Source organism: Metabacillus rhizolycopersici, assembly GCF_020075705.1.
In genome coordinates this window covers 1-1,632 of the sequence record NZ_JAIQUM010000197.1, presented here as the reverse complement: position 1 = coordinate 1,632, position 1,632 = coordinate 1, and the positions used below count along the sequence as shown (strand labels likewise).

The 1,632-nt window shown below is 37.7% G+C and carries 1 protein-coding gene; it reads left to right on the top strand.

Going from position 1 to position 1,632, the window contains the following annotated elements:
* Positions 1 to 250: 250 nt before the first annotated feature.
* The gene (locus K9V48_RS27895; protein WP_224142300.1) at positions 251 to 1,486 is read left to right on the top strand and encodes an IS110 family RNA-guided transposase; all 1,236 of its coding nucleotides are present in this window, start codon (positions 251 to 253) and stop codon (positions 1,484 to 1,486) included.
* Positions 1,487 to 1,632: the final 146 nt, after the last annotated feature.

The following is a 1,632-nucleotide window of genomic DNA, read 5'->3' as shown; positions in this document are numbered from 1 at the left end:
TTCGTATTATAAGGTCAGCCAGAAAATATTTCTGGTTGACCATTTTTTATATCGATATATGATAACGGTAGCCGGGGTAGAACGTTCGCGCCCTTGGGACTCGATCCCGTCCATTAAACAGTTCGCCCCCTACTTGTAGAAACATGATTGAGGCTGGTTGGGACAATGATCTCGTATAACAAGCGAAGCTATGATACTACATGGAGGAATAGGGGTTACCGGTTAATAGAATTTCAGGAGGGGATAAATGATGAATCCAGTCATAGGTCTGGATGTGGCAAAAGGTGAAAGTCAGGTTCAAGCATTCTTGGATAAAAAGCAGCCGTACAAAAAAAGCTTCAAAGTAGCACATACACTGGAAGGGTTAGCTAGTCTTCTAGATTTTATTAGAGAAGTAGAAGATGTATCCAGTGAACGGCCTCCTATTGTATTGGAATCCACTGGACATTATCATACACCAATTGTGCAATATTTCGAGGACAAAGGGTATTTATTGATTATCGTGAATCCTCTCATATCGTATCGGGCTAAAAGTTCTAGTTTACGTAAGGTAAAGACAGATATTATTGACGCTCATCACCTCTGCGAGCTGTATTATAAAGAGGACTTAGAGCCTTATAAACAAAGAGGAATTCAGCTATTAAACCTGCGTAATCTTACAAGACAACATGAAAATATTACAGGCATGTTTGTACAAACTAAACTGCAATTTCAAGCAGTTCTGGATCAAGTGTTTCCTGAATATTGTGGGGTTTTTGGAACCTTATATTCGGATGTTTCTTTGCTGACTTTACAAGCATTTCCTACTTCAGAAGAGGTCTTGGAAGCTAGCGAAGAAACAATCGCTAATAAAATAAAAGAGTTATGTAAAAGTCGTTCACAACAATGGGCAAACAGTCAGGCAGAAAAACTAATGGCTGCCGCAGCTCAAAACCCTTTTCAGAAAGCCTTATATTATAGTCTTTCTTTAAGCCTAGATATGTATATTAATATGCTTCTCGAATACAAAAAACATCTATCCAAGCTTGAAGATGAGATAGATGCTTTAGCTAAAGATATTGAAGAGTGTAGAATTATCCAATCCATCCCCGGTATCGGTGAAAAAATCGCTGCCACGATTATTTCTGAGATTGGGGAAATTGATCGGTTTAATCACCCTAAGAAACTAGTAGCATTTGCCGGAATTGATCCCAGCATCTTTGAATCTGGTACATTCAAAGGCACTTTAAATCGAATTACCAAACGAGGCTCTAGCAGACTAAGACAGGCCTTGTATATGGCCGTTAAATGTGCCATTCGAGATTGTCGCAAGCAGAAAACGACAGATGAAATCATTCCCCGCAATAAGCGATTACGAGAGTTTTATGATAGGAAACGTGAAGAAGGAAAACCCTTTAAAGTAGCTGTAATAGCCTGTGCTAATAAACTCTTACATTGGATTTATGCACTTTTAAAAAGTAAATCGGCTTTCCAAGATCTAGCCTAGTTCAAAAATTCAACCAAAAACCCCAAAACTTTCCAAATACCAAACCTTGGAAGGTTATTTGGTATGCATAAATTTAGTATAGCACGAGATATTTTAAGTTTTTATTGAAAAATATTGACAAACTATTAGCTGGTTTAATTGAATAA